17 protein-coding genes and 6 pseudogenes are annotated in these 23,025 nt (G+C 68.5%); 14 read left to right on the top strand and 9 right to left on the bottom strand.

The window, feature by feature from the left end; translation table 11 throughout:
* The first annotated feature begins 180 nt into the window (after positions 1-180).
* Entirely contained in the window at positions 181-879 is a 699-nt protein-coding gene (locus tag AB0L59_RS35620) for an IS6 family transposase (RefSeq protein WP_365590903.1), read from the top strand.
* A 679-nt stretch (positions 880-1,558) separates the two neighbouring features.
* On the opposite strand, the gene AB0L59_RS35615 is transcribed toward AB0L59_RS35620, so the two are convergent.
* Positions 1,559-3,166 (bottom strand): hypothetical protein, encoded by a 1,608-nt coding sequence (locus AB0L59_RS35615; RefSeq protein WP_365590804.1) that lies wholly within the window; start codon positions 3,164-3,166, stop codon positions 1,559-1,561.
* 604 nt (positions 3,167-3,770) lie between these two features.
* Between AB0L59_RS35615 and AB0L59_RS35610 the strand changes: the two are divergent.
* Both AB0L59_RS35610 and AB0L59_RS35605 read left to right on the top strand, forming a co-directional pair.
* Positions 3,771-3,905 (top strand): annotated as a pseudogene (locus AB0L59_RS35610) (transposase); the annotation flags it as partial.
* 492 nt (positions 3,906-4,397) lie between these two features.
* Complete coding sequence (locus AB0L59_RS35605; RefSeq protein ID WP_365590802.1) at positions 4,398-5,192, top strand: SDR family oxidoreductase; 795 nt, start codon at positions 4,398-4,400, stop codon at positions 5,190-5,192.
* Between the two features lie 30 nt (positions 5,193-5,222).
* Here the strand turns inward: AB0L59_RS35605 and AB0L59_RS35600 are convergent, their stop codons facing one another.
* Positions 5,223-5,438, bottom strand: a complete 216-nt coding sequence (locus AB0L59_RS35600) for a hypothetical protein (protein ID WP_365590800.1) — start codon at positions 5,436-5,438, stop codon at positions 5,223-5,225.
* 270 nt (positions 5,439-5,708) lie between these two features.
* Here AB0L59_RS35600 and AB0L59_RS35595 point away from each other — a divergent pair, with 270 nt between their 5' ends.
* Positions 5,709-6,158, top strand: coding sequence for a hypothetical protein (locus AB0L59_RS35595; protein ID WP_365590797.1), 450 nt, complete (start codon positions 5,709-5,711; stop codon positions 6,156-6,158).
* 238 nt (positions 6,159-6,396) lie between these two features.
* On the opposite strand, the gene AB0L59_RS35590 is transcribed toward AB0L59_RS35595, so the two are convergent.
* From AB0L59_RS35590 to AB0L59_RS35580, 3 genes are all read right to left on the bottom strand, one after another.
* Entirely contained in the window at positions 6,397-6,822 is a 426-nt protein-coding gene (locus tag AB0L59_RS35590) for a hypothetical protein (protein WP_365590795.1), read from the bottom strand.
* Between the two features lie 370 nt (positions 6,823-7,192).
* Positions 7,193-7,969, bottom strand: a complete 777-nt coding sequence (locus tag AB0L59_RS35585; protein ID WP_365590794.1) for a hypothetical protein — start codon at positions 7,967-7,969, stop codon at positions 7,193-7,195.
* A gap of 109 nt (positions 7,970-8,078) precedes the next feature.
* Positions 8,079-9,398 (bottom strand): SGNH/GDSL hydrolase family protein, encoded by a 1,320-nt coding sequence (locus tag AB0L59_RS35580; protein WP_365590793.1) that lies wholly within the window; start codon positions 9,396-9,398, stop codon positions 8,079-8,081.
* A gap of 254 nt (positions 9,399-9,652) precedes the next feature.
* Here AB0L59_RS35580 and AB0L59_RS35575 point away from each other — a divergent pair.
* The 4 genes and pseudogenes from AB0L59_RS35575 to AB0L59_RS35560 all read left to right on the top strand — a co-directional run.
* A pseudogene (locus tag AB0L59_RS35575) lies at positions 9,653-10,165 on the top strand (transcriptional regulator); the annotation flags it as partial.
* 12 nt (positions 10,166-10,177) lie between these two features.
* On the top strand, positions 10,178-10,735 hold the full coding sequence (locus AB0L59_RS35570; protein WP_365590792.1) for an XRE family transcriptional regulator: 558 nt from the start codon (positions 10,178-10,180) through the stop codon (positions 10,733-10,735).
* A 373-nt stretch (positions 10,736-11,108) separates the two neighbouring features.
* The gene (locus AB0L59_RS35565; RefSeq protein WP_197073877.1) at positions 11,109-11,411 is read left to right on the top strand and encodes a DUF1778 domain-containing protein; all 303 of its coding nucleotides are present in this window, start codon (positions 11,109-11,111) and stop codon (positions 11,409-11,411) included.
* Positions 11,408-11,791, top strand: coding sequence for a fic family toxin-antitoxin system, toxin component (locus AB0L59_RS35560; protein ID WP_365590791.1), 384 nt, complete (start codon positions 11,408-11,410; stop codon positions 11,789-11,791). Before AB0L59_RS35565 ends, AB0L59_RS35560 begins: the two co-directional genes overlap by 4 nt.
* A gap of 516 nt (positions 11,792-12,307) precedes the next feature.
* Here AB0L59_RS35560 and AB0L59_RS35555 read toward each other — a convergent pair.
* From AB0L59_RS35555 to AB0L59_RS35545, 3 genes are all read right to left on the bottom strand, one after another.
* A complete protein-coding gene (locus AB0L59_RS35555; RefSeq protein ID WP_365590790.1) occupies positions 12,308-12,781 on the bottom strand; it encodes a DUF6417 family protein in 474 nt (157 codons plus the stop codon).
* Between the two features lie 160 nt (positions 12,782-12,941).
* Positions 12,942-13,319, bottom strand: a complete 378-nt coding sequence (locus AB0L59_RS35550; RefSeq protein ID WP_365590789.1) for a CPCC family cysteine-rich protein — start codon at positions 13,317-13,319, stop codon at positions 12,942-12,944.
* The gene (locus AB0L59_RS35545; RefSeq protein ID WP_365590788.1) at positions 13,316-18,172 is read right to left on the bottom strand and encodes an RICIN domain-containing protein; all 4,857 of its coding nucleotides are present in this window, start codon (positions 18,170-18,172) and stop codon (positions 13,316-13,318) included. Before AB0L59_RS35545 ends, AB0L59_RS35550 begins: the two co-directional genes overlap by 4 nt.
* A 317-nt stretch (positions 18,173-18,489) precedes the next feature.
* On the opposite strand from AB0L59_RS35545, the pseudogene AB0L59_RS35540 reads away from it, so the two are divergent.
* The 4 genes and pseudogenes from AB0L59_RS35540 to AB0L59_RS35525 all read left to right on the top strand — a co-directional run.
* Positions 18,490-18,948 (top strand): annotated as a pseudogene (locus tag AB0L59_RS35540) (transposase); the annotation flags it as partial.
* A 609-nt stretch (positions 18,949-19,557) separates the two neighbouring features.
* Positions 19,558-20,034, top strand: a pseudogene (locus AB0L59_RS35535) (transposase); the annotation flags it as partial.
* Positions 20,030-20,170, top strand: a pseudogene (locus AB0L59_RS35530) (SDR family oxidoreductase); the annotation flags it as partial. The pseudogenes AB0L59_RS35535 and AB0L59_RS35530, both read left to right, overlap by 5 nt.
* Positions 20,171-20,538: 368 nt before the next feature.
* The gene (locus AB0L59_RS35525; protein WP_365590787.1) at positions 20,539-21,042 is read left to right on the top strand and encodes a hypothetical protein; all 504 of its coding nucleotides are present in this window, start codon (positions 20,539-20,541) and stop codon (positions 21,040-21,042) included.
* Positions 21,043-21,209: 167 nt separating this feature from the next.
* Here AB0L59_RS35525 and AB0L59_RS35520 read toward each other — a convergent pair whose 3' ends face one another.
* Positions 21,210-21,425, bottom strand: coding sequence for an STAS domain-containing protein (locus AB0L59_RS35520; RefSeq protein WP_365590786.1), 216 nt, complete (start codon positions 21,423-21,425; stop codon positions 21,210-21,212).
* Between the two features lie 308 nt (positions 21,426-21,733).
* Between AB0L59_RS35520 and AB0L59_RS35515 the strand changes: the two are divergent.
* Positions 21,734-22,128 (top strand): annotated as a pseudogene (locus AB0L59_RS35515) (hypothetical protein).
* A 168-nt stretch (positions 22,129-22,296) separates the two neighbouring features.
* On the top strand, positions 22,297-23,025 hold the full coding sequence (locus AB0L59_RS35510) for an SAM-dependent methyltransferase (protein ID WP_365590785.1): 729 nt from the start codon (positions 22,297-22,299) through the stop codon (positions 23,023-23,025).

The following is a 23,025-nucleotide window of genomic DNA, read 5'->3' as shown; positions in this document are numbered from 1 at the left end:
CGGATGTACCACTCGGTGGCGAACAGCCGCTCCCGTGCATCTGGCGGAAGGTCCGCAATGACCCGCGGTAGGGCGCCCCGCTCCACCTCGGAGCGATGCGCGAGGGTGTTGTCACGTTGAGCGGGGGTCCTCTCCGGTGGCATGATCGCCGCCGGATTGCCGGAGGGGCCGCTCGTGGACATGCCGTCGTACCGGGGTTTCCGCTTCCCGCCGGAGGTCATCTCCCAGTGCGTGTGGCTGTACCACCGGTTCAGCCTGAGCCTGCGCGACGTCGAGGAGTTGATGCTCGAGCGCGGCATCGAGTTGACGTACGAGACGATCCACCAGTGGACGCGCAGGTTCGGCCCCGCCTACGCAGCGGCCTTACGCCGGCGCCGCCCGCAGCCGGGCGACAAGTGGCACTTCGACGAGGTCTTCGTGAAGATCAACGGTGTGCAGAAGTACCTGTGGCGGGCCGTGGACGCCGAGGGCAACGTCCTCGACATCCTGCTGCAGAACCGGCGGGACGAGGCCGCGGCCAGGCGCTTCTTCCGCAAAATCATGAAGGAGACCCGGTCCGTGCCCCGGGTGATCGTCACCGACAAGCTCCGCTCCTACGGCGCCGCCCACCGCGAGGTCATGCCGTCCGTCGAGCACCGCTCCCACAAGGGGCTGAACAACCGGGCCGAGAACTCCCACCAGCCGACGAGGCAACGCGAGCGTGCGATGAAGGGCTTCCGATCGGTGCGTGCCGCGCAGCGGTTCCTCGCCTCCTTCAGCGGCATCTCACCCCACTTCCGGCCCCGCCGCCACCTGATGAGCGCACCCGACTACCGTCTCGAGATGACCATCCGCTTCACCATCTGGAACCAGATCACCGGCGCGCCGACCACGGCCTGAACACACCACCCCCACCGGCCTCCCCACGCCCTTTCACGCCCTCAGCACCCAGAACGCAGACAACCTGACAACACCCGCACGAGGGCTACCGGGTGACGGTGACCGTGACCTCGTAGTGTTCCTGGCCCGGCGAGCAACGCATCGCCTCACCGCACGAGGTGCGCCGGGCCGTGATGTGCGCTGTGCCGGGCCGGCGCGCGGTGAACCGTGCCGAGGATGTCCCGCACCCTCGGCCGGGCGGGCAGGTGCTGGCGGGGGTGATGCCGGCCCCGGACGGTTCGAGCACTCGCGGATCCGACCCGGCCGGGACCGACCAGTAGGTGCTGTGCAGGCGCACCACGACGAGCGTGCCGGTGGTCACCCGGACGGTGGTCCCCCGCGTCCGTTCGTCGAGAACAAGGGGTCGGGAGGAGTGGCTGCTCGGTGCCGGGGAGGTGGCGGAGTCCGGCGGTGGTGTGGCGGCAGGGGATCCTGCGGCCTTGCCGGAACATCCGGTGAGGAGGCAGGCCGCGGCCGCCAGGCAAGTGAGGCCGGTGCGCAGCGGGCGCGGCCGGATAGGGCGGCGGGCCGGCAGGTGTGGCATGGGCGCTCCCGTGGACGCCGCCCGACAGGACGGATGGACTGCGGTGGAGGGCGGGGGGCGGGGCGGCGGCCCGCCCCCCGCGGTCTGGGGTGGAGGTCAGGAGACGGTCACGTCGTCGTAGTAGGTGTACGTCGCGTCACCCGCGTAGTTGTCGTCCTTGTTGGTGAGGGTGAGCGTGTAGTTGTGGCCCGGGGTGACGGTGCCGGAAACCTGCTTCCAGCCTGCGCCCTGGGTGCAGGTCTTGCCCAGCAGCGTCGTAGTGGTACCGGACGTGGTGTCCTGGAGCGTGGCTGTCGCCCAGTCGTAGGTCACCGTGTCCGGGCAGGTGACGTTGTACCAGAAGGAGACCTTGCTGGTGCCGGAGGGAGCGGTGAAGCTCTGGGAGAGGGAGGAGGTGTTGGTCGGGCTTGTCGAGCCGGCCATGGCGCCGTAACTGCCGCTGTGCGCCGCGGAGGTGGTCGCGGAGGCACTGCCGCTGGTGGTCCAGCTGGACAGGCTGCCGGTCTCGAAGGTGCCGTTGGTGAGGGTGCCGCCGCCGCCCGTGCCGCCGCCCACGATCGGGTGGGAGATGGCGCAGGAGTTGGTGTCGTTGGACCAGCTCGCCTGCTCGGCGAAGGTGCCGGTGCCCATCCTCACGTTGGCCGCGCCGCCCGTGCTACCGGGCGAGATCCAGGCGCATTCGTCGGAGTTCTCCTGGCCGTCGTAGGAGCTGCCGGTGTGGTTGGTCCAGCCGCCGGCCGGGTTCTGGTCGGACATCATCTCGTGCCACTCGTGGCCGAGTGTCATGGTCCAGCCGTCGAGCGTGCCGGGCGAGTTGACGAAGCCGACGCCGCAGCCCGCGCCGGAGTCCATGTTGTACGGCTGGTTGCTGAACGCGATGTCGCCGTAGGAGGAGGACACCGGGCCGCCGGTCAGGGTGCTGTCGCCGTTGTAGTCGTGCCAGGCGCAGTACTGCCCCTGGTAGTTGTCCGGGTTCGTGCCGTGGGGCGACAGGATGACGTAGTAGGCGTCACGGTTGGCGGCCGCGGTGGTGTTGCCGAAGTGCCCGGCCGCCTTGACGGCCTCGGCGCCCAGCTGGTGCCCCGTCGCGGCACTCGGGGAGGCGGCCGAGTTGTCGTACCACACGCCGGCCAGCACACCGCCGCTCTGGTAGGGGATGAAGCTGGCGTTGGACGGACAACTGGTGGCACCCGTCGACACGTTGGGGCCGTCACACCACTGGGTGAGGTCGGCGGACCACAGCTCGTTGCCGGTGCCGATGCCCTTGAACATCTCCTGAGTGACCGGGGCCGCGCCGTCCGGGTCGCCGGAGAAGGTGGCGTCGCCGCTGCCGTTGGTGCTCTGCGTGCCCCACTGCGAGCCGTAGAAGACCAGGTAGACCTTGGAGTGGCCGCTCTGGACACCGATGCCGTCGACGCCGCCGCCGTAGGAGAGCGTCTCCGGCCCGGTCGCCGCGGTCACCGCGGGATGGGCGGCCGACCAGGACTTCATCTTGGCGTGCTGCTGGATGGTCGGAAGGGCACCGTGCCGGTACGGGTGCTGGTAGGCCGGGTCGTAGGGGTTCGGTCTGGCCGTGTGACCGGCGGTCTGGGGGGCGGCTGTTGCCTGGGGTATGGAGGCGAGTGCCGCAGCGGTGAGAAGGGACAGCGACGCGAGGCCGGTCAGGGTCGCCCGGGCCGCGCCGCGGATGTGGGGTTTACCCATGGGTAATGGGTTCCTTTCTGCGTACAGGCCTCCGCCGTGGGTGCGGTGGAGGCGATCTGTGTGACACGTCGACGGAGCTGTGCCGGGTGACTGTGCGGGCTTGGGAACCGGCCCGACAGCCGAGGACTCACAACGGCATTGCGTGGGGTGCGCAACTCCCCTGCTACAAAGCGTTTTTGCTGGTGGTAGCAGGTGATGCCCCGCCAGACGGCGAGAAGCAAAGCAGACTTGACGCGTTCCGGTCAATGAGAAAGCACAGGGTTTTCATGGGATCTGAGGCCATGCGGCCCCCTTTTCGTCAGTCAACGCGAAGGTGCCGAAAGTTGAAGGAAATACTGAGTCAAGAAGTCGGCGCCTGGAGGATCGCAAGCGGCAAAAAGCAGGCGGACTCTTCGGCGATGAGTCCTGCGGACTCGCGGCTCTCTCTCCCCCCCGGCCGAGCCATGACTCAAAGGGTGTTGCACAAGGCGCTGAGCCGGCTGTCTCTCAGTGCCGCATCAGGCGAGGTCCACCCTGCGCCGGTTGAACTCGCTGCGCCTTGCGGCAAGGCGTGCAGATGCGGCCTCTCAGGAAGCGGCCTGTGGAGGTTGTGCTGCTTCAGCGTGAGATTCCGCTGAGCTTCCCCAGGCTCGGCATCCAGCTCGCCGCCCGGATCCTGGCCGAGATCGGTGACGACCGCCCCCGCTGCGCCGACGCCCGGAGACTGAATGCATACGCGGGCTCCAAGGCGCCATCTACCCCGCCGAACTCGCCACCGCTGCCGGACGCGTTGGCAACATGAGGTGCCTGACGAGCCATCATAATGCGAGGTTTCGAGGTCTGTCGTCACAAACGGACCAACGAGACCCTCGCTTCACGCACCCGGTTACTTCGGACTTACTCGTCTAGGGTCTGTTGCGAAAGTGCTGGTCGCAGCCCCTCGTTGATGGCTGCGACCAGCACGGTCGCTTCATAGCGGACGGCGAGTTGTCGTACCTCGTGGCTGCAGCCCGGTGGCGCTTGAGGCGGTTGATCCCGTACTCGACCGCGTGCCGCTGTTTTGTGGTGGTCCTTGTCGAACTTGGGCGGCTGTCCGCCTCGCGATCCGCGCTTGAGGCGGTTGCGGACGCGGTCCGTCGGGACCGGGATCGGCTTGCTTGGAGTGCACTCCAAGGTCATAGCGTTACGACGGCTGAACCGAACACCCCACGCATCGACGCATCATCCCGCACGACCAACCGAAAAGGGGCAAGTGATGGACAACCACCTCACCCCGCACGCAGAACTCTTCGATCTGGGCGGAAAGCGCGCGCTCGTCACCGGTGGCACCCGAGGCATCGGAATGATGATAGCGCGTGGCCTTCTCCAGGCGGGCGCCCGCGTGGTCATCAGCTCACGCAACGCGGAAGCGTGCGCTCAGGCACAGGAACGGCTGTCCGAATTCGGTGAGGTGCGGGCCATCCCCGCCGACCTGTCCCGCCACGACGAGTGCCGGCGGCTGTCCGACCTGGTCACCGCCGACTCGGAGCGCCTCCACATCCTCGTCAACAACGCGGGCGCCATATGGGACGAGCCGCTGGCGACGTTCCCCGACGCGGCCTGGGACACGGTCGTCGACCTCAATCTGAAGTCGCCGTTCTGGCTGGTCCAGGCTCTGCTGCCCGCACTTCGCAAGGCGGGCACCATCGACGATCCCGCGCGGATCATCAACATCGGCAGCATCGCCGCCATCCACATCCCCCAGCGGCCCAACTACTCGTACTCCAGCAGCAAGGCCGCACTGCACCAACTCACCAGAGTGCTCGCCAAGGAACTGGGACCGCAGCACGTCACCGTGAACGCCGTGGCGCCGGGGCCGTTCCCGTCGGCGATGATGGCGGCGACCCTCGACGAGCTCGGCGAGGCGATCGCGGCGTCGGCCCCACTGCGCCGGATCGGCCGCGACGACGACATGGCGGGTGTCGCCGTGTTCCTCGCCAGCCGGGCAGGCGCATACCTGACAGGCACCGTGATCCCTGTAGACGGCGGCATCGCCACCACCGCGTAGACCGCCTAGGGTCTGTTGTGGAGGTGCTGGTCAGAGCCACTCGTTGATGGCTGCGAACAGCACGGTCGCTTCGTAGCTGACGGCCAGTCCAAGGAGCCGTCCAAGCGGCCAACCGCGGCTGAACTCGCACGTGAATGCGGCGCGTTGCTGGCGACGCAGGCGACCGCCGTGCTCTCCCCTGCCGGCCAGCAGCCGCCCACGCTGATAGCCGATCTCATCGCCCTGCACTGGGACCTGCCGGCCCAAGACGATCCCACCTGGCCTGCCCCGCCACGGCGCCACAGCCGTGCCCGGCTGTATCTGGCCGTGGGCGCAGCCGCTGCCGTCCTCAGCAGCCTCGGCGGTGCCGTGGCCGCCTCCCAGTCAGGCCCCGCCCAGAAACACGCCTCCGCCTCGAGCAGCCGCCCCCCAACCGTCGACAGCGCCGCCACCGCTGCGCCCCGGCACTCCCCCAGCCATACCAGCGCCCCCGCGTCATCTTCCTCCGCGGTACCACTCACGTCGCCGTCGCCGAGCATGCAGCGTGCGGTTGCTCCCACTCCGGCCTACACCCGCAGCGACAGCGTCCAGCCCACCGTCGGCGAATGGGTCGCCGCCCGGGTGCCCGCGACCCCGGCGGAGAAGACCGCCGCCCGGCGGCTGGTCAACGACACAGCCTCCTTCTTCAAAGGACAGCAGTACATGGGCGGCGACGTGGTCGTCACCTTCAACCCTCAAGCGCAGACCATGTTCGTCACCTTCGGGCCCGGCACCTTCCCCGAAGGACAGGATTACCACGACGACCCGAACTCGACCGACGACGTCCGTAGCCTGATGTTCGCCGGCTGCTCCGAAGCGCAATACGACTTCGGCCAGGACACCACCTGGCCCTACGGCCGGGCCGTCGTCGTCTACCGCGAATCCATGGCAACGCCCCTCATCGCCGACTTCCGCGAGGTCACCCACACCGACAGTTGCCGGGTATGACACCGCCTCGCAGCAAATGGTCACGCGGTCAACGCCGGCTCGACGCAACGGTGTTTGAACGGCTCCAGGTCGTCTACCGGAGGGGAAGGGCCGAGACCGTCGCTCCAACCGCGCGGGGCCAGCTGGGGGATCGCGGCCTCAAGGCCGGGAAGTGTCTCCAGGATGTCGAGCAGATTTTCGCCGGGGGTACGTGAGTAAGCCGCAGCGTACGCGAACCCAGCCGATTGATTGCGCCCACCTACGGGAAGGGAGGAACCCAGATACGCATGCCGAGCTGCCGATAAGCTTCTGCGTTATCCCGGATCGTCCACCAGTTCCGGCGGGTGAGTTGCAGAGATGTCGACTGACCGGGGTGGCGCTTGCCCAGGGCCGAACAGATTTCTGTCAGATCGGACGGGAAGGCCAGGACGCCCGTCACGGCGAACGATTCGTAGACGACGAGCGCGTACCAGCGGACGCCGGGGATGCTCCGCACAGTGTGCTCGTTCGGCCAGTCGGAGGACGGGTTAGCGAGGTACTTGACCTGTACGTACTCGCCGTCGGCCGATATCAGGTCGTAGTTCGCCTGCACCCGGGATTCGGCGAGTTGGCCTTGCCACAGGGCCGCGACCAGGTGCTCGGCGAACTCGGCGACGGGGTCCCGGTTCGACTGGCCGAGTCCCAAGACCCCTAGCAGAGTTTGCCGCGCCAACCGGTAGGAGTCCAAGCCGCTCAACAGCTCGGGGAGGCCGGCGCCGTTCGGCCCGGGACGTAGAACGCTATCCGTCACGCAGCCACTATTTCGCGCCAGGCCGCAGAGCCGCCAGGGGAACTGTGACACCGGAAGAGTTTGGCCGCTGCCCGCTGCGGCGGCAGTCGGCCTGGCCACGCGCTCGGTGACGCGGGTTGGGTCTGCCAGCCGCGTCCGGCGCCTCGTGGGGGACTGTTGGCCGACGGGGGCGTGGTCGGCGACGAAGATCCGTTCGTGGATGCCGGGCGGGGTGAGCACCCACCAGCTGGTCTCGTCGCGGCGCCGGGTACGACCGGCAGCGACGTCACTCAGTGCGCGTTCGACCGTTCTTGACCACCCCGAAGTAGTCGCTGTAGGGGAGTTCCAGCTTGAACACCAGGCCGTACCGTTTGCGGATGGCGGCGACCGTGGCGGTCTTCGGGTCACGTACCACGCGGGACACGGGTGGGTCGTCGACGAGGCCAGCGTAGGGCTCCTCGACCAGCTGGCGCGGGGCGCCGTCGCGTGTCGTGTCCCAGGTCAGCGTCTGTCCGGAGGCGGCCAGCCTGGTCGGTTCGGGGGCCTGCGGGCCCTGGGGGTTCGGGCCGTGCCCCCGGTAGTAGGCGACGACTTGCTTTCCGTGGTCGTCGTGCGTGAACGGGATAGGGCTTGCGGATCCCGCCGGCCGGGGACGGGCGTGGTCGCCCGCGGTCAGGATCCCGTCGAGGGTGTCGCTCACGTGCCTGGGGTCGGCGCCGTAGTAGGCGGTGATGTTCATCGAGCAGACGATCTTGTAATCGTCGGTCTTCTGCTGGAAGAACCAGCCCGGTCCCGATCCCGGCACGCACACGTCATGCACCACGACCAGGCCGAGCGACAGGGGCGTACGGTCGGCGTACGCCCGCGCCACGTCCCGGAGTCGTTGCTCCGCCCGCTGCCGGGCCTGCACCGCCTGGCCGCTCTCCCCGAGCTTGCGCAGCTGCTTGTCGCCGACGGCACGGTCCGGGGTAGTGGAACAGGCCGAGACGGCGACCAGGACGATCACCGCCAACGAGCCCCACACGCTCTTCGAGCCGGCGGCACGCCGCGCGGAAGTCCTCATGCTTGTCCGCCCCTCATCAGCAGCTGTCTCGACATCGTCGTAGGCCCGGCCCGACCGTCACTGTGCACCAGGACGGCCGGGCCGGGAATGAGTACTCGTACTCAGACGGCTACAGGCTCATGCCTGCCATCGTGCGCTCGAGAGCGTTCGCGTACAGGCGCGCGCCCCCGATCTTCGGGTGGAACGACTGGGCCGACAGGCCGTACTGATTGATGAGCGGCCAGTCCTTGATCGGCTCGTCGGACTGGGTCAGGGTCTTGACGATGCCGTGGACCTGTTCCGGGTCACCGCACACGCCCTTGCCTGCGAAGTCGCTCTTGGGGTCGGAGAACCACACGTTGATGCCCGAGGCCTTAGCGTCGTCGGCCGCGCCCTGCATCGCCAACGCCAGTGTGTCGGCGGTGTCATCGAGCCATGCCGAGGATGTCTCGGACAGGCCGATAGCCATGCCGCTGAAACCGATGTTCAGGCACGATCCCTTGTCGGAGATCAGGGGCGGGTACCCCATCAGGACGATCTTCGCGTTCTGCGCCCCCTTGTGGATCTCCTTCAGGACCCGTGTGATGTCGGGCCGGACGACCTGGTTCATGAGGCCCGGAATGGCCGTCTCCAGCGGCTGCCCGACGAAGGGCTTGTCCCGGCCGTTGACGCTGTCGTCCGTCTTGTCGAACGTCTCATGCTGGCAGCTGCCGTTACCGACGGACAACAGGCACTTCTGCACGATCTGAGAGAACCGGGAGTCGTTGCCGCCGATGGAGATCGTGACGAGGGTGGTGTTCTGGTCCAGATAGCCCTTGTCGATCTGGGGCTCCTCGCCGTTCTGGCTCTCGCCCTTCGACAGAGCGCTGTCGGCCCCCACATCCTTGGGCAGGACGTTGTAGGTCCGCGCGCCCGAGCAGGCGATCAGGTGGTAGTCCATGGACGGGTCCAGCGAGTCGTCCAGCTGACCGATCGACTGCGACGCGCCGGGCATCGTGGCCTGACGCGACCATGCCTGGGTGGAGCGGTGGCAGGCGTTGCGGGCGTTGTCGTCGAGTTTGCTGCGGTAGTTGGTCTCCGGGTAGTAGTCCCGGTCGCCTTCGGAGGCGCCTTCTCCGGAGGAGTAGGAGTCGCCCATCGCGACGACCACGTTCTTCGGCTTGCCGGGCAGCGGCTGGAAGGCGACCGAGCCCCAGGCGATGTCCTCGTCGGCCGTACCGTCATCGGTGACGTTGGACAGCATGACCGCCGGCCGCCCCGTGAAGTGGAACGCGCCCAGGCTCACCCAGCGTCCTGCACGCTGCTGCACGGACCGAGCGGGGCTCGTGCTGTCGGTGTTGATGACGTGGTACTTGGCCTGCCTCGTCTGCGCGCCGGTGTCAGGCAGATGCACCAGGACACGCGCCCAGCCGAGATCCTGCCCGAGGGTCCAGACCCCGTTGATGGCCATCGGGCCGCCGTCACCGCCGAGATGGTCTGCGTTGCGGGTGTGGGCGTACCAGTAGTGGCCGCCGTATCCGCCGCCGACCTGGTGCAGGTCCTCCTTGCCTTCGTAGTGGCCGTCGGAGTCAGGGAAGAAGCGGAAGCCGAAGGTTCCCGCCGAGCGGGTGTTGCCGCAGTCGGACCATGTCGGTGTGCCGTCCGGTAGCGAGGCTACGACCTTCGCCCCGGACGGGGCTCCGGTGCAGATGGGGGCGCCGTTAGGCGATGGACGGCTATAAAAGCCGTGATCCGGAGCTGGGAATCGTCGTGGACGCCATCAAGATGACCGTCAAGGGCGGGATCGGCAAGCTGCGGGAGAAGGCGCGCGGCGGCGGCTGGAAGCCGGGACAGGCCTGGCCCGCCCTCGCCCGGCCCACCTGGCGGCCTGACATCCGCGCCGCCGTGATCTCCCGGGCGCGGATCAACATGCACCGCAAGATGGTCGCCCTCGCCGCGGCCACCGGCCGCTACCCCGTCGCGGTCCTGTCCGACTGCGCCGTCTACGCCGCCGACGGGCCCAGCCCGCTGGACGTCCTGCCCTACGACGCCGACGGCAAGACCGTGCCCGGCTCCTTCCGGCTCGGCGTCTCGCCCGGGATGGTCAAGCACGAGGGCACCCAGAGCGTGCTGTGGGGCGCCAATGTGCTCGAGCAGCTCGCCGGCGACGGCCACGTCGCCAACCTCGCCCGGTACATCAAGACCGGTGAGGTCACCGCCAAGGACACCGGAGAGTAAGGGAATCGCGGCATGGTCACGGTCGGGGAAGGACTCGACAAGGCGGTGCAGGGGGCGTTCACCCGTCCCCTGCCCAAGTCCGCCGGGGCACAGATGCGTTACCTGGTCCGCCAGCACCAGCGCAGCACCCGGCGCGTGGCCGAGCTGCTCGGCGTCAGCCAGCGCACCGTCGAGCGGTATGTGAAGAACCAGATCAAAACCCCCCGCCCGGACCTCGCCGACCGGCTCGAACGCGAGGTCCGCGCCCGCTGGCAGCCGCAGATCCGGGCCAGGGCGAAGCGGGCTGCGGCCACCACCGGCGGCATCATGATCGACGTCCAGGCCCGCTTCGGCTACACCGCCGCCCCCGGCAGCACCGACGACGCCCGCGTGCGTCACCTCACCCTCGCCCTGCCCCCACGGCACGCTGCCCGCCTCTTCGAAGCCCAGGAGGCCGGCGTCGACGAGGACGACCTCCGCCAGATCGCCGCCGAGGCCCTGGGCGAGGTCTACTTCCGCGACAGCGGCCGCCGCGCCCACGGCCTCGAAGTCGAACTCACCGACCTGCTCGACCTCGAATTCGAGCTGTAACCGGTCAGGGCGCTGGACACACGCGCTCCACGCATACTTCCGGGGTGTCGACCATGGATCTCGAGGCCGTCGGGGCTGCGCCGAATGGTGCTGCGCTCCAGGCGCGGCAGGGAAATGGGGCGCGCGTTTCCGCGCCCCGCTCTGCAGACGTCCGAGAACACCCTCCTCGACGCGATCGGCGGCAAACGGGACCGCCGCCACTGGCCCCTCGCCGAACCCGCGCCCGACCGGATCGGCCGTCCGGCCCCCGAGAGCGCATGGGAGGCACTCCCCAGGGCGGGACGGCGGACGCGGCCTCGCCGACAGTCCCGGGCCGGGGTAGTCCGCGTCGCTCCTGAGACGCGCGTGCGGTACCGCTGGTACCGTGGATACCATGTCGGATGCCAAAACAGCGATGAACCTTCGCTTCCCCGATCCCGCGCAGCGGGCCGCTATCGCGGCGGCGGCCAAGCAGGCGGGGGTCAGCATGCAGGAGTACATCCTCTCTGCCGCCTACGACCGTGCGACCGCTGTGGAGCGGCGGTTCCTGGACGGTTTCCAGGCGTCCATGGCCCGAAGCGGCGCGGCCTTCGCTGCCGAGCCCAGCAGTCTGGACCCCAGTGCCGAGCAGCGGGCGGCCGAGCAGGAAGCGCAGCGGGAACTCGGACAGCATCAGGAGCGAGGTCACGCCGCGTGACCCAGCCGGAACCGCACCCGCTCGACGTCACGTTCCTGCTGCACGCCGCCGAGCTGCTCGACGGTGATCCACAGGTCGACGACCTCGGACCGCTGTACGCCGCTGTCGCCCGGGTCAATGCCCGGGCGATGGAGCGCGACATCTACGGGTCTCTGTATCTCAAGGCCGGCGCGCTGCTGCAGACTCTGGCGAAGCTGCCATGCTTGGAGCATTCCAACGAGCGCTTCGCCTGGCATGCAACCGAGGCTTATCTGATCCTCAACGGGCGCGAACTCGACTATCCGCCCAAGGCGGCCGTCGCGCTCGTACGGGACGCCGCCTCCGGAGCGCTCGGTATCGCCCGGATCGCCCGCCAGCTGCGCGACTGGACCGTCGCCTGATCCCGGCGTGCCCCGGCGCCTGGCGTACCGCCGGGGCACAGAGACAGGTTGGCGGTGACGCTGCACAACGCGGTGCTGCGGCTGGCGGCGAGGCCAGCAGCGGGAAGCGGCATCTCACCGCTGCAGCGAGGACATCGTCCGCTACCGGGCCTCAGCGTCAAGAAGTCCCGTGATCTGCCGACGGTCCACCAAGGCGGTCACCGTCGCCTGTGGGGCCTGCTGACGGATGTCCTCCACCGCCTCGTCCTCGGCGGGAGCTGCCAGTGACCGGGGCCCGCGGCACCATCACCCTGGACGGAGAGACCACGCTTTCACGCGGCCGGTGGTCAGCCACCCTGTAGACATCTGGCTGGTCACCAGCCCCGCCCACGAGCCGGCGGAGGAGCTTTGAAGACACTGCTCCCCACTCGCAGCGGCGGGCCGCCATCTCTGTTCGCGGACCTCTGTGGCCTGGTCGCCATGGCGTGCCGTGCCGAGGGCGGCTGCGGGAGGTGAGAGGGCACCGGCAACTGCCCTTCAGAGCCGGACCACCCGCACGCTGCTCGCCGACCGGTCCGGGCGACAGGCGACGCCGTACTCGCGGGCGCACCGGTTCGCCTCCGCGGCCGAACCGCCCATCGAACGCAGGTAGAAGGCGTAAGCCGCCGAGGTGATCTGCTCCTCGGTCAGGCACAGAACCCACAGGCTGCCGAGCTGGCGAGCGGCGCGCACCCTGTCCGCCAGGCCCGCGGCCGGCGGCACGTGCAGCCGGTCACCGAGGTGCACGTACAGGCGCGGTGCGTCCATCTGAGAGCGGCGCAGCTCCACCAGCCGCTCACCCGGCGCCGGCCCGCCAGGATCGTGGTCGGGGGCGGGGCTGGCCTCGGTGTAGGCCAGGACATCCCGGCCATGGCCGGTCAGCCGGGCCGCCCACCGCACGGGCCCGCCCTCGTGAGCGGACAACTCCGCACGCATCTCCCGGTCGGCCAGCTCCACCAGACCCTGGCCCACCGCGGCCTCCACCTGCTTGTGGTGGTCGGGACGCAGTCAGAGCCAGGCCGGATGCAGCGTCGAACGAGGCGGCCCCATAACGCGACCAGGTTGAAGTCGGCGGGCCCGTGTGGGCGGCTGCTTCACCAGAAGCCGCCCACACTTTGTTCAGATCCGCACGTCAGGGTTCGACCCTGCGCCAGTATGTCGTCCGCCACCAATACAGGGTGGTTCTGTCCGCAGGCCAGTTGCCGGACTCCGTCAGCGGATCAGGACCCCCGTCCCGCGCCATCTCGAAAGGCCGCCAGCCGGGCTCCCGCCTGTCGGATACCCGAGGTGTGGTAGCCCGCTCCCTCGTTCGTGGATCGCTCACACCGATCTCCACGAATGACCGCTGCGCCTCGATAAGCGAAGGCTTGTTCGCACCTCCGGGGAACCAGGGAGAACGAAGTTGCCCAGGATCGTCCTCCCAGCGGCAGATCCTGCAGATCTCATATGATCCCGGCCCGTCCTCGTGGACTAGGTATCCACAGCAAGGGCAGGGGAAACGACAGCTCATGGCGTGCTCCACGGTATAGGGTCGCCCAATGGCACGATGTCCCCCGCGACTTGCGAGGAGTTGAAGTAGGCCGCCCCCCGGTCCGGCTTGAAGTACGTGACGATACCCTTCTTACTCTTGATCGCGAGCTCCCCGGTAGCGGGTTCGAAGTAGGCCGCCGTCTGCGTAGCCGCGTCGAACTTGCGAAGAATGGAGGGGTCTTTCGGGTCGCAGTCACAGGTGAGGAAGGCCGCACCTGCTTCGTACTCCGCCTCCGACCCCGCGCCCACTTCTGCGCCGTGCTTTGCGAAGTGGTCGCTGAGGCTTCCGGGGCTAGTCCAGGTATCTCCGCAGTTATGGACCAGGACCGGAACCCTGCCGGCCTCCACGTAGAAGGAGTGGAGGTCGGCTACGCTCAAATCCCACACGCGCTGCGGCGACCTGACCGCACGGATGCGGGACACGGCCTCCGCGGCACCGGCTGCGGTACGAAGCCGGTCACCGGTGCTTAGGTCGGAGGCCACGACCCAGCCTCGGCCCAGCACATAGAGTCGGTGACCTGGCGTCGTGACGATCCGCCCGCCGTCGGCGAGGGTGATCCGCAGCAGCTGGTCCGCGGAGTGGGAAAACGTCGCGATGACACGTGCTGATCGGGTGACGCCAGCGCTTGGGTCGGTGGCGAGTAGTTCGTCGCCCTCGCTGATCGCGTCGATCGGCCTCAAGGTGCCGTCGGCCAGGAGCACGCGGGTGCCGCTGGGGAAGCTGTTCTTCAAGCAGCCACCCAGATTCAACTTCTTGAGTTCTTCCTCGCTGATCCCTGCTAGGGCGTCGGCATCCAGTCCCGCAGCCCTTAACCCTTTCCACGCGTCGAATATGCCGGAACGGGTCCGTATAGCGGCGTCGAGTGACTTAACGGCGTCGGCAGCCACCTTGAGGATCTTGGTGTCGAACATGGTGGCCAGGTCGATGGCCGCCCAGGCACATCCGCTCCAGCTTCCTGACGCGCCGCCCGGGGTGAGCTTTTGGGCGCACTTAATCCAGCTGCCGAAGAGGATGTCGATGGGGTCGATCTTGCTGTTGAATTCCTCGATCGTGATGGTGTGTGTGACCTCCTGGGACTGCTCCTTGGTCCGCATCTCGCCGAGATACCGTGTCGCGCCAGAGGGGCACATGTACTTCTGCGGGTCGAGATCCTGAGCGGTGCACAGGTACAGGTCGACGAGCGCCGTGTAGTGGATCTTGGCCGTGATCGTGCAGTCGCCCTTGTAGGCGAGCTTGTCGATCCAGTCGTCGCAGCTGGCCGACTTCTTCACGATCTCGGCATGGCCGGTCTTGTCGATCTGCTTGACGACGTAGAACATCTTGCCGATGGAGCCACCACTGCCGTCAGGGACGGTCCCGGTGTCGATCTGCTTGCCTTTCGCCGCCTTCTCAGCCTGGTCGGCGGCGTCCTGGGCGTCCTTGGCGTACTTGTCGGCGTCCTTGGCGGCTTGTTCGGCCTCGGTCGCGGCGGTGTCGGCGCGGTCGGCCGCCGTGCGGGCGTCCTTGGCGTCCTGTTCGGCCTGGGCGGCCGCCGACCGGGCGGCGTCGGCGTCGAGTTCGGCGGCGTCGGCCGAGTCACGGGCGTCCTTGGCGTAGCCCTCGGCGTTTCCGGCGGCGGTGTCGGCGGCCGCGGCGTCGGCGGCGGCCTGCTTGTCGTAGTCGATGGTGCGGGCCAATGACGCGGCGGCGGCCGAGGCGGCCTTGGCCGCGTCGGCCGCGTAGCCGAGGGCCTGCTTGGAGTAGGTGCGGGCGTCCGCCGCGTACTGGGCGGCGTTCGCGGCGTGCTGGTAGGCCTCCTTGGCGTCTCCCTTGCCCTGGTCGGCGATGATCTTGGCGGCTTCGGCCTCGGCCTGGGCGTTCTTGGCGTGGGCGTCGGCGACGGCCTGCTGCTGGTCGGCAATCGTCTTCGAGGCCTGCCCGGTCAGGACGACCAGGCCGGCGGCGGAGTCGGTGTCGGCATAGCGCGACCCGAGCTGGATCGCGTCGTTGGCCGGGTCGGCGACCTGCTTCGCCGCCTTGCCCGCGTCCACCGCGGCCTGGGCGGTGACGTGGGCGTAGCCAGCGGCCTTCGCCGAAGCGGCGAGTGCCTTGCCGGCCTCGGTGTTCGCGGCGTCGGCCTGGGACTTGGCCTCCTTGGCGTGCGCTTCGGCCTCGTCGGCGAGCTTGACCGCCGTCTTGGCCTCGGTGGCGGCGTCCTGGGAGGCCTTGATGGCGTCGGCGGCGGCGCTGGTGGCGGTCTTCACCGCCGCGTCCGCCTTCACCTTGTCCGCCTGCGCGGCGTCCGCGTCCGAGCGGGCCCGTTTGGCCGCCGCCTCCGAGCGGGTCGCCGCCGCGTCGGCGTCGGCCGCCGCCTGGGTGGCGGCATCCGCGTCCGCGCGGGCTTTCTTCGCCGCGGTCTCGGCGTCGTCCGCCGCCTTGTCCGCGTCGTTCGCGGCGGCACGGGCGCCGTCGGCCGCGTCCCCGGAGTCCAGGGAGTCGGCGTAGGCGTGCTTGGCGTCGGCCTTGGCGCGGGCGGCGTCGGCCTTCTGTTCGGCGTCCCAGGCGTCGTCGCGCATGGCCTTGGCGTGGTCGCTCGCCTTGACGGCCGCGTCCCTCTTGTCCTCGGCCGTCTTCTCGGCGGCGTCGGCCCTGTCTTTGGCGTCTTTGGCCTTGCCCGCTTGGTCCTCGGCGTTCTTGCGGTCGTCGGCGGCCTCGGCCTGTTTGGCCGCGGCGGTCTCCTTCTCCGCCTTGGCCGTCTTCTCCTCCGCCTCGGCCGCGAGCCGCTTGGCGTGGGCGTCGGCGGCGGCCGCCTTCGCGTCCCCCTCGGCCTTCAGCGCGTCACCGAGCCTGGCCTCCGCGGTCTCCTTGTCCGCCTTGGCGTTGTCGCGGTGGACCTTCGCCGCGTCCGCCGCGGCCTTGGCCTGCTCCTCGGCGGCCTTCGCGGCCTCCTTGCGGAACTCCGCTTTGGCCTGCGCGGCCTGCGCCAGCGCCCGCTGGGCGATGGTCGCGCTGTCACCAGCGGAGGCGCGGGTGGCGGCCTCGGCGGTCTCACCGGCTTTCTCCATTGCCGCGAGTGCGGCCGCGGCACCACGGGTGACCTGGGCCTTCTGCTGGCCGACCAGCAGACCACGGCCCCGCGGCGCGCCCTGGGCATCCGCGATGCCGTAGGCGGACTGAAGGGCGGTGTCCGAGTCGGTGGAGGCCTTCTGTGCCGTGGTGAGCTGGGATTTCAGGACCGCGAGTTGCCTTTTCGCGCCCGTCTGGGCCGCGGTGACGCCGGCCGTCGCCTTGGTGAACTGGGCTTTGTCGGGGTAGTTGAGCTTGTCGTCGCCGTCGTGTCCCTGGGGGACGATGCGGATCTTCTGCGCGTCGGTGCCGTTGCACGTGTAGAGCTGGGCGTCGTTGCCGTTGGTGAAGGTGCGCAGGTCCAGGCACTTATTGGCGGCGGCATTGCGCAGCTCGCCGGCGGCGCGGACATCGAAGTCCCACTGCTGCGCCGGGCTGCCATTGCACGACCAGAGCTGGATCTTCGTGCCGTTGGCATTGTTGCCGCTCTTCACATCAAGGCACTTGCGTGCGTTGGTGTTGTACAGGGCGTAGCCGCCGTCGTAGGAGCCCCAGAACTTCCACTGCTGGGCGGCGCTGTTGTTGCAGGTGTAGATCTGCACCGGGGTGCCGTCGGCCGTCCCGCCGCCCTGCACATCCAGGCACTTGCCCTGGGCCGCCTCGACCTTCATGGTCAAGGAGGAGTCGCCGATCCAGCCGATGCCGCCCGGGGACCAGTAGTCCTGCCAGCGGGTGAGGTGGTCGGCGACCCAGGAGTGCCCCAGCATGTCGCTGAGCGCTTTCGCGCCCTTGGTGAGCGCGTCGACGGCGGTCTTGTTCGCATCCAGGATCTGGTTGCGCTGCGTGGCCTGGGAGGAGACCTCCTGCTGCCACTCGTTCGCCGCGGTGGAGGTGACATCGCCCAGCACGTCGTCCGGGTCCAGCGGGTCACGCCAACCGCACGCTGCAAAGCGGGACTTCACGTCCTCCACCGCGATGCGGTACTCCGGCGTCCCCGGCTGCGGCGCGGTGCGCGGGAAACCGCCCGAGGACAGGAAGATGCGTGCGTCGTCGGCGCCCGCGTTCGTGGCCGGGCCGCCGTGCATCCACTGGAACGCGTTGTGCTCGGCGAGCGCCCGGTTCCACTCCTGCTGGGTGGTCCCGGCCGGGTCGGGGTCCTTGCCGTAGAGCGGGCCGCCGACGGCGTCGACGGCCTTGAGGGTCTCGTCGTCGGCCTTCGGCGTGGCATCGTTGTAGAAGTCGTCGTCCTTCTGCCAGAACCGGTCGGCGACCCACTTGCTCAGACCTGTCTGGTTGTAGAAGCTCTGCTCGCCGTCGGGCGGCCAGTGGAACCCTGTGTCGGTGAACCCGCCGGGCGTCGCCAGCCCGTCGAGGGGCTTCTTCCAACCGTCCCGCTGAGCAGCGAGATCCTTTTCTTGCTTGTCCGCCGCGTCCCGGTCGTTCTGGTACGCCACCGCCAGCGGCGTCTTCTCCCAGTGGTCCCGGGCGGCCAGGGTGTGGAGCTTGTCCGCGTTCTGGTTGAGGCTGTCCTGCGCGGTCACGGCCATCGACGGGCCGCCCAGCCGCAGCACGTCGGCCATCAGGCACTGGTCCTGCCGCAACTGCTCTGCCGCGGTGTCCTGGTACCAGGGGTAGGAGTCACTCGCCGGCTCGGCCTTCAGCGCGGACGCGCCCGGCTGCACCGCGAGACCTGCTACAACCGCCAGCGCCGTAAGGGCGGTGACGGCGGGGGCGAGCTTTCTTGATCTTCGTGATGCGGGCAGGCGGAACCATGGTCTGGGGTGCACAGACGCATCCCTTTCTTCATTCATGGGGGTGCGCCGGGAGAACGGCCGAAGAACGTGAAGCAGCAGCCGCATCCGCTTCTGACCACAGGTCAGGACGACGGAGACTACGGCATGGTGAAGCAACCTCTCCCCGTGAGCGACAGTGTTCCCCCGGTCGCTGTGTGATGTGCGCTCACCACGGAACTGGTCAGGTTCCGGCAAGGCGCGGCGATACCTTACCCATACACAGACCGCCCCGTACAGACGTTCACTTCACGGGTCGCTAAGGACTGGCCTGAATCCGCCACGCTGATCACACCTCCGCCACCGCCCACCTGACCAGCCAAGGCATCGACCCCGCCAAGAAAATCATCGGACGCAAGCGGCACATCGTCACCGACACGCTCGGCCTCCTGCTGGCCGTCGCCGTCACCGCCGCCAGCGTCCACGACTCCGCCGCCGGCACCCAAATCCTGACCGAAGTCCGCGAGCGCCACCCCACCATCACCAAAGCCTGGGCCGACAACGGCTACAAGACCAAAGCCGTCGAAGACGCCGCCGAGATCGGCATCGACCTGGAAATCGTCCAGCGTGATCCCGCCGTCCGCGGCTTTCGCGTCCAGCCCAGACTCTGGGTCATCGAACGCACCCTCCGCTGGCTCATGCACCACCGCCGCCTGGCCCGCGACTACGAAACCCACCCGCACCGATCAGCAGCCATGATCCAACTCGCCGCCATCAACCTCATGACCCGCCGCCTCACCCACGAAGCCACCCCGAACTGGCGCGACAGCTAAACCAAATGAAACGGACAAGCAAGAATCAAGCGCTCACTCAGCTTGTCTTTTATCCTCTGTCCGTGTCGTACGGCGGTGACGGTTGATTCCAGACGTCATCACACTTGCTGATGATGTGACGGAGTTCGCGGGCAGTTCGAGGCGACATAGCCTGCGTCACGGCGTCGAGGAGAGCACGTGCTTCAAGGGGATTGCCGCAGCAGTACCAGTGCACGTTGCCCCACTCGTAGTCGTGCCACAGCTCGCGCTCGGGACGATGGACGTAGTCCTTCCACAAGCGCACGGCTGCGCTGACGTCGCCTGGCTGCAGATAGTTCCGGGTGCGTTCGAGACGGTAGATCTCTGACAGTGCACGCGAGGACAGGTCGTCGATGACGGGGTTTGCGTCTGGTGTCCGGTGGCGGCGGGAGATGCCGGCCCGGATGTGTCCTGGCCGTCTACGCGGCATGGACCTTTCGGTTCGTCGTCATGCCGAACATGGTGCCATGACTCCGAACGACACCTAGAACGGGTTCGCTCGTCCGGGGATTCGCCGGGCAAGCGGACGGCCCTCGCATGTCCTGCGTTCCGCCACGGAATCAGTTTCATACGAAGGCCGCAGAGGTGAGTGTGCTGGACCGCGATGCCCGGCGGGACGCGTTCGACTTCACGTCACACTTCCGGGAGGACCTGTACGCGTGCCTGACCCGACGCGGTGACACCCTGTTCGAGATCACCGACGCGATGTTGTGCGAGAACGGGCCCGTGACCTCGCCGGTGAACCTGACGCTGCTGGCCGAGCACCGCCGTGTTCACGGTGCGTTGTATGACGCGCTGAACTGCGGCCGCAGCGACGCGGACGCGCTTCGCCACGCTCTGGCGGTGCTGCCGCAGCCCAAGGCGGCCGACGACCGCATCGTCCTCGCGGTCGACGTCACCAACTGGCTTCGCCCGGACGCTCCGTGCAGCCCGGAGCGGCTGTTCTGCCACGTCTACGGACGCAGTGGACGCTCCAGTGACCAGTTCGTTCCCGGCTGGCCGTACTCGTTCGTAGCCGCACTGGAAACCGGCCGCACCTCCTGGTGCCAGTTGCTGGACGCGGTCCGCGGAACTGACCGACGCCGTCCCTCAGGCCCTCGCCCTTGTCTGCGACGTCACCGACGAGGACCAGGTCGCCGCCGCCGTCGACCGCACCATGGAAACCTTCGGACGGCTCGACATGGCCTACAACAACGCCGGCCTGTCGCACTCCGTAGCGAGGCGGCTCCCTTCTGCTCCGCCTCCGACCAGCCGGGCGGGCCGCAGCGGCTTCTGGGGGACTCCTCAAGTGTCACCGGCTCCACCAGGGGGGCCCGAACGACGCAGCGAACTCCGCGCGCAGCTGGGTGATCTCGCTCTGAGCTTGCTTGCCTGCACGGCTGGCGTAGTGGTGTCTGCCGGGGCAGGCTGAAGGTGTGGTCCGCAGGACGGATAGCAGGCTTTCGGGTGCCGGGCCGGGTCTGTCGCTCGGGGAGGGGCTGGGCGTGGGGCTGGCCTGGGTCGGACGCCACACGCACCCCTGAGGGGCCGGGGCTTTGTAGGACGTCGCCCGCCTGAAGAAGGGAGGAGGCCGTGGCTGCACTGGAGCGGAAGTGGCCGTCGATCCGTCGTGCGGGGGCACGGGGGCTTGTGGCAGCCATGGCGATGACCGGCACCCGAACGGTGACGTCCGGCCTCGCTCCTCAGGAGCAGACGCCGCCGGAGGCGGTCATAGAGAAGCACGCGACCGCTCTGTTCGGCCGCCTGGAGGAGCATCATCGTCAAGCCGTCACCGAACTGCTTCACTGGGCCTACGGTGCCGGCGGCGGCATGGTCTTCGGCCTGCTTCCCGAGCGCATCCGCCGTTTCCCGGGCGCGGGCGCGGCTTACGGACTGACCTTCTGGCTCGGCTTCGAATTGGGCATCGGTCCGATGCTTGGCATCAGGCACGTGAAGCACCGGCCGGTGCTGTGGCGTTTGATGATCGCCCTCGACCATGTCCTGTACGGCGTGGTGGTGGCCGGACGGCTGGCCCCCGAACCCTCGACCGACGCCGGCGACCACACCCAGCACGATGACGCGAGCGCTGACGGCTGACCGCGAAAAGGGGAGCCCGGGACCGGGGGTGACATCGGCGGCGCCGTCGACACTGCGCCGCCCCGAGCGGCAGCACGGTCGTGAATTTTCCCGCCTTGGGGCAGCGGGCCGGCGCCGAAACGGCTGACAGCCAGGGGCTGCCGCCGCTAGTCGGTTTGTGGCTGAGTTCAGGCGTCTATGGCCTGGTCGACGGTGGGGTGGCAGGAGATGAGGGCGTCGACGCCTACCAGTTGCAGTACTCGTAGGACGGACGGCCGGGCGCCGGCGATGCGCAGCCACCCTTGGGCCTCGCTCGCCTGCCGGTGGGTGGCGATGAGGACGTTGATCCCGGTGGAGTCCATGAAGGTCACGCCACTGAGGTCGGCCAGGATGCGCGGTGGCATCGCACCGTCCGCGGGCAGCAGGGGGACCGGCCGACCAAGCCGACACCGCGGCCCCGTGCCGCGTGACTCGGCTGATCGAGGCGGTGAACGCGGTAACCGACACCGGCCTTTCGTGGCGAGGGTGACAGTTCGGCATCGCACAGGCGGGGCGTAGGGCCGGCCGGCGGGCGCCGCGGCACCAGGTAGGGATGACCGTCGCATAGAGTGCGGGCGCGCGGGTGTCCACGCCATTCGCCGAAAGATGATCTTGGACACCTTCGTTCTCGTCTCCGCAGGCATCCCTCGGGCCGCACCACCAGGAGGAACCAGTGTCATCCCCGCAAGTGATCACCCCCGAGGAGAAACTCGCCGAGGCGAAGAAGCAGCTGAGCCTCCCGCCTATCGTCGTAATATGCGGCTCCACCCGTTTCATGGCCGAGATGGCCGAGGCCAGCTGCGGGAGACCACCGCTCGGCCCGGAAAGATTGTCGTCAAGCCGGCTTGCGATCTGAAGTCGCCGCACGAACTTTGGTCCGATCCTGTCGAGGTTGAGGCCCTGAAGGTTCAACTCGATGAACTGCACCGGTCGAAGATCCTGCTCGCTGATGAGGTGCTCGTAGTCGGCGACTACATCGGAGACAGCACCCGAGCCGAAATCGCCTACGCTCGGTCGCTGGGCAAGCCCGTGCGGTTCACGCACCCCGAAGTCGACCCCGACGTCTGACGTCTGAGGGCCCACCCCCACCCCTTCCACAGGCTTCCCTTGGAATTGATCATCTAGTGGCAATGCCAGTGACTTAACGGCTGCCGGACGGTTCACTCATCGACGTTTCTGCAGGTCAGGGCTCCGAAGGACGCGTTAAGTCACTGGTATTGCATCTAGGCTGGCGCGGTGACTGATGAGCAGGAGCGGGTGCAGCCGTCGGGAGTGTGGGCCACGGCGGTGGGGGTGGCCAGGGTGGGGGCGCTGGAGACCGAGCGGGAGAACGCGCTGTTCCGCGACCCACTGGCACAGGCCTTCGCCACCGCCGGCGGCCTGGGGCCCTCCTCGCCGCCGCTGCCCGGTGACGAGGCCGCGCGACGCCGCCGGCTGGGCGTGGCGTTCTCCATCGTCATCAGGACGAAGTTCCTCGACGACCTGTTGCAGCAGGCCTCCGCGTCCGGGGTCCGGCAGGTCGTGCTGCTCGGCGCCGGCATGGACAGCCGGGCCTTCCGGATGGACTGGCCCGAGGGCACCCGGCTGTTCGAGGTGGGCGCCAACCTGCACGACAGCCAGGCCCTGGAACCCTTGGTGATGGGCATCCCGCCCATTCGATCCCGCCGGGGACCGCGCCGTCGGCGGCCTGCCAAGCTGCACGGCGACAAGGGCTACGACTACGACCACCTGCGGAAATGGCTGCGGGCACGCGGCATCGTCCCGCGACTCGCGCGCCGCGGGGTCGAGAGCTCAGCCCGCCTCGGCCGTCACCGCTGGGCGGTCGAGCGGACCATGTCGTGGTTGTCCGGGTGCCGTCGGCTGCACCGGCGCTACGAGCGGAAGCCCGAACACTTCATTGGCTTCACTGCAATCGCGGTCATGCTCATCTGCCTGCGGCGTCTGGGTGTCAGCGCCGGCCGGTAG

Origin of the sequence: Streptomyces sp. NPDC052109 (assembly GCF_040680195.1) — a bacterium.
Taxonomy (GTDB): domain Bacteria; phylum Actinomycetota; class Actinomycetes; order Streptomycetales; family Streptomycetaceae; genus Streptomyces.
Note: the sequence above shows the minus strand (reverse complement) of the source record. Positions and strands in the feature narration are given on the sequence as shown.